Source organism: Streptomyces sp. NPDC055078, assembly GCF_053607985.1.
Genome location: NZ_JBSGUP010000679.1, coordinates 1 through 4,316 on the forward strand (window position 1 = coordinate 1; position 4,316 = coordinate 4,316).

Annotated in this window: 4 protein-coding genes; all 4 read right to left on the bottom strand. The window is 72.8% G+C overall.

Annotated elements, in window-relative coordinates; all coding sequences use genetic code 11:
- Window positions 1-396: 396 nt before the first annotated feature.
- Window positions 397-1,803, bottom strand: a complete 1,407-nt coding sequence (locus ACWF94_RS34645) for an HD-GYP domain-containing protein (protein WP_453497893.1) — start codon at window positions 1,801-1,803, stop codon at window positions 397-399.
- 420 nt (window positions 1,804-2,223) lie between these two features.
- Complete coding sequence (gene rsrA, locus ACWF94_RS34650; protein WP_453497896.1) at window positions 2,224-2,544, bottom strand: mycothiol system anti-sigma-R factor; 321 nt, start codon at window positions 2,542-2,544, stop codon at window positions 2,224-2,226.
- Window positions 2,541-3,218 (bottom strand): sigma-70 family RNA polymerase sigma factor, encoded by a 678-nt coding sequence (locus tag ACWF94_RS34655; protein ID WP_453497898.1) that lies wholly within the window; start codon window positions 3,216-3,218, stop codon window positions 2,541-2,543. Before ACWF94_RS34655 ends, rsrA begins: the two co-directional genes overlap by 4 nt.
- Window positions 3,219-3,476: 258 nt before the next feature.
- Window positions 3,477-4,067, bottom strand: coding sequence for an alpha/beta hydrolase family protein (locus tag ACWF94_RS34660; protein WP_453497901.1), 591 nt, complete (start codon window positions 4,065-4,067; stop codon window positions 3,477-3,479).
- Window positions 4,068-4,316 lie beyond the last annotated feature (249 nt).

Sequence of the window (4,316 nt, forward strand, 5' to 3'; positions counted from 1 at the left end):
CCCCGCGCCTCCCGCGCCCGCGCGCCACCGGTGCGCCGGGGTCGTGCGAGCCGATCCGGTCCGGATCGGAGCCAGGCACGGGACCGGGGCCCGGCCCGGAGCCGGACTCGGACCCGGGGCCCGCTGGACCGGCGGCGGGCCGTAAACCCGCGGCGGCGGACGTACCGCGCGCGTCGGACCGTGAGCGGGGCACGGGCGGCCCGCCGCCGTCCGGGCGAGGGGCCGGTCCCGGGGCGCCGCAGGGCATCGGTCCCGGGGGCGGACCAGCACCCGGGCGAGTGTCCGGGCCGGCCCCGGGCCGCGTGCCCTGGCCCGGGTCGGAGCGGGCGTCCTGGCCGGGTGCCGGCGGCGGGCCGGAGGCGGCCTCCGGCGGTGGTTGGGGCTCGGGGGCGGCGGTCATGAGGGGCCGCCCGGGGCGCGGTCCGCGCGGGGGCGGGCGGTCACCCGCACCGGCTGCGACGGGATGGCCCGCGCGTCCGGCGGTGCCGTCGCCGTCGTGTCCTCGGCGGTGACGGCCGTCTCCCAGCCGTGCCGCTCCAGCGCCCGGACGAGCGCCTCCACCATCCGGGGGTCGAACTGACTGCCCGCGCACCGCTTCAGTTCCGTCAGCGCCGTCTCCACCGGGCGGGCCCGGGAGTACGAACGGGTCGAGGTCATCGCGTCGAAGGCGTCCGCCACCGCGACCACCCGCGCGGACTCCGGGATCCGGTGCCCCTTGAGCCCTGAGGGGTAACCGCTGCCGTCCATCCGCTCGTGGTGGTGCAGGATCGCCGAGCGCGCCTCGCCGAGGAATCCGATGCCGCGCACGATCTCGTGCCCGTACTCGGGATGCAGTTCGATCACCCGTCGTTCCTCGGGCGTCAGCGGCCCTTCCTTGCGGAGCACCCGCGTCGGCACACCGAGCTTGCCCACGTCGTGGAGGATTCCGGCGAACCGGATCACCTCGACCCGCTCCTCGTCCATCTCCAGCTCGCGCGCGATCAGGACGGAGGCCCGCCCCACGCGCTCGCTGTGGCCGCGGGTGTAGCGGTCCTTGATGTCGACCGCCTGCACCAGGGCACGGATGGTGGCCTGGTGGGCGAGGCGCTCGCGGTGGTACTGCGAGAAGAGCCAGCAGGTGATGTACATCGGCAGCAGCACGAAGAGCGCGGAGACCGGCCCGTACGGGCTGCGCCACAGCACCGCCATCATCAGCCCGGCGAGCCCGTGCACCAGATGCGGCACCACCGAGCCGATGGCCAGCTCGCGCCAGGTGGTGCGCAGCGGCTGCCGTTCGGCGGCGGCGAGGATGCCCGCCTCAAGGACCGTCACCACCAGGCAGAAGGCGAGCGCGCCGCCGGTCGCGGGCAGCAGGGCGTCCGGGAAGTGCGGGCCGTGGACCGGGTGGGGGTCGCCGGGGGTGTGCAGGGTGCGTTCCCCGCCGAGCAGGGCATAGGTCCGGCCCGCGGCCCAGGTGGCGAGGGCGAGCTGAGCGGTCCGCCAGATCCGCCGTACGCCCTCCGGACGCCGTTCCACCCGACCCAGCAGCGCCCCGGGCACGGCGACGAGCAGCGCGGCGGCGGACGGCAGCATAAAGGCGGCGGCCAGCAGCACCGGGAAGAAGGACCCCGCGCTGACGGGGACGAAGTCACCGAGATGGCGGCAGCGGCCGGGCAGCTCGCACACGGCGTACACCGCCGCGAGCAAGCCCACCGTGCTCCACCCGATGGTCTTGTACTGCCCCAGCAGGGGCAGCGCGCACACCGCGGTCCCGAGCAGGGCGCAGAGAATGTACGCGCGTGCCGTCGCCGGTACGGACCTCACCGCCCCGCCCCCTTTTCATCTCGCGCGTCACCGTAGCGAGTTGAGGCGTGAGGGGCGGCTGGGTCGGCGGTTGTTCGCACAGACGGGTGACGGCAGAGGCGTGCGAAGAGCGCGTTCGCGGCATGGCCGGGCACGCGGGGGCGCACATGGACAGGGTACGCACGATGGAGACGGCTGGACGGGTGAGCGTACGAAAAAGGGTGCGCCGCGCTGACGGCACACCCTCTTCACGCCTCGCTGATCATGGCACTGTCGCTGCCTGCCGCGCCCAGGCTCCGGACCCGCGTACACCGCGCGTACACCGCGTCGTGCGGTGGATCGGTCCCGGGCCGGGATCAGCCCTGGTCTCGGGTCGGTCCTGGGCCGACATCGGTCCTGGCCCGGGATCAGCCCTGGTCTCGGCTCAGTCCTGGCCCGGGATCAGTCCTGGCCCGCGCCGGGTGTCTCCAGGGCCGCCGTCGCCACGTCCTGATCCGGTACGACCCCGCCCGAGCGGATCAGATCGATCCGGCCCATGACCTTGGCCCGCAGGTCGGTGGGGACGTCGTCATGGCCGCAGCAGCGCTTGACCAGCTTCTTCACGGCCTGCTCCAGCCCGTACTTCTCCAGGCAGGGCGAGCACTCCTCGAAGTGCACCTCGAACTTGGTGCATTCGCCGTCGGGCATCTCACGGTCGAGGAACTCATAGAGATGGTCGAGAACCTCTGAGCAGTCCGTCTCGTGCGGCTCTCCGCAGCTCATGAGCCCGAGCCTTTCGCTTCGTTCGACTCCCCCGCACCGGCGGGGACGAGCCCGCGCTCGCGCGCGTAGTCCTCCAGCATGCCGCGCAGTTGGCGACGGCCCCGGTGCAGGCGGGACATCACCGTCCCGATGGGTGTTCCCATGATGTCCGCGATCTCCTTGTACGCAAAGCCCTCTACGTCGGCGAGATAGACCGCGATACGGAACTCTTCGGGGATGGCCTGGAGCGCGGCCTTCACATCGGAGTCGGGCAGATGGTCGAGCGCCTGCGACTCCGCGGAGCGCAGACCGGTCGACATATGCGACTCGGCGCGCGCCAGCTGCCAGTCCTCGATCTCCTCGGCGGCACTGCGCTGGGGCTCGCGCTGCTTCTTGCGGTACGAATTGATAAAGGTGTTCGTCAGGATCCGGTACATCCACGCCTTGAGGTTGGTGCCCTCGCGGAACTGATGGAACGACCCGTAAGCCTTGGCGTACGTCTCCTGTACGAGATCCTCGGCATCGGCCGGATTGCGCGTCATGCGCAGCGCGGCAGAATACATCTGGTCGAGGAAACCGAGCGCGTCCCGCTCAAAACGGGCATTGCGCTCGGCGGCCGTCTCCGCGGGCAGGGCCCCTGCCTGTGCGTCCTGGCCGTCGTCCGTCCCTGCGTCGGTCCCAGTGACCGGACCCACCTCCTCCAACGCCGTGGCGAGGCCGAATGCGGACCCGCTCGAATCGGAGAATAGTCGACCTTCGGGTGACGGCTCCTGCCGACCGGCTCCGCCCGGCGCCCGATCGGGCGCGGTCGCTGCCGCCGTGAGCACCGACCACTCAAGGTCAGCGCTGTCCGTACGGCGGGGGCAGATGGTCGAACCCATGCGAGAGACTCCCTACTCCGTGCTGTGATGGCTGATGTCCTGACACCCCGCACAACAGACTCGGCGCGCTCGTCATTCCCGGAGTCCCGGCAGCCACTCCCGTACCGCGTGTGTGATGGTCTTCACAGTCTCCGACTCGGTGATACCGGCCCGTTTGGGGACGGCGAAGCCGTGATCGGCGCCCGGGATCTCCACCATCCGGTGCTCACCCTCAGGGAACTCCGCCGGTGCTCCGAAGGGGTCGTTGGCGCCCTGGACGACAAGGGTGGGGAGGGCCGCGCCGAGCAGTTCGGCCGCGCGGGACCTCTCGGGGCGGCCGGGCGGGTGCAGCGGGAAGCTGAGCGCGAGGACGCCCACGGCCCCGAGTCCGGCGCCGGTCCGGCAGGCCACGCGCGCGCCGGCGCTGCGTCCGCCCGCGACGACGGGCAGCCCGGGTTTCTCCAGTGCGGGCCACAGCCCCCGCCAGCCGGTGTCGAGGGTCTTCGGCGCCGGGGCGAGCTTCTTTCCCGCCACCCGCCAGGGCTGCTCCACCAGAGCGACGGTCACCCCGTCGGCGGGCAGCGCGTCGGCGATCCCGCGCAGATCCCGGGCCCCGATGCCGCCGCCGGCCCCGTGGCCCAGGGCCAGCACAAGCCATGGCTCACGGGCTCGGTGCCAGGTGATCCGCGCGGTCCCGGCCGGGGTCTCGACGGATTCGGCGGGTGCTGCGGAATCGGCGGGTGCTGCGGATTTCGCGGGTTGGGCAGGTCGGGCGCTCTCGCTGGTGCTCACGCCCTCCATCCTGCCCCTCAGGGGCGCCGCTCCGGAGCCGTGTCCGGAGCCCCCTCCGGAGCCGTGTGCCCGAGCCGTGTCCCGGCCGGCCTGCCGGCGGCGAGCGCCCTCCCCGTACCACCGGCATGTCCCCTGAGGGCC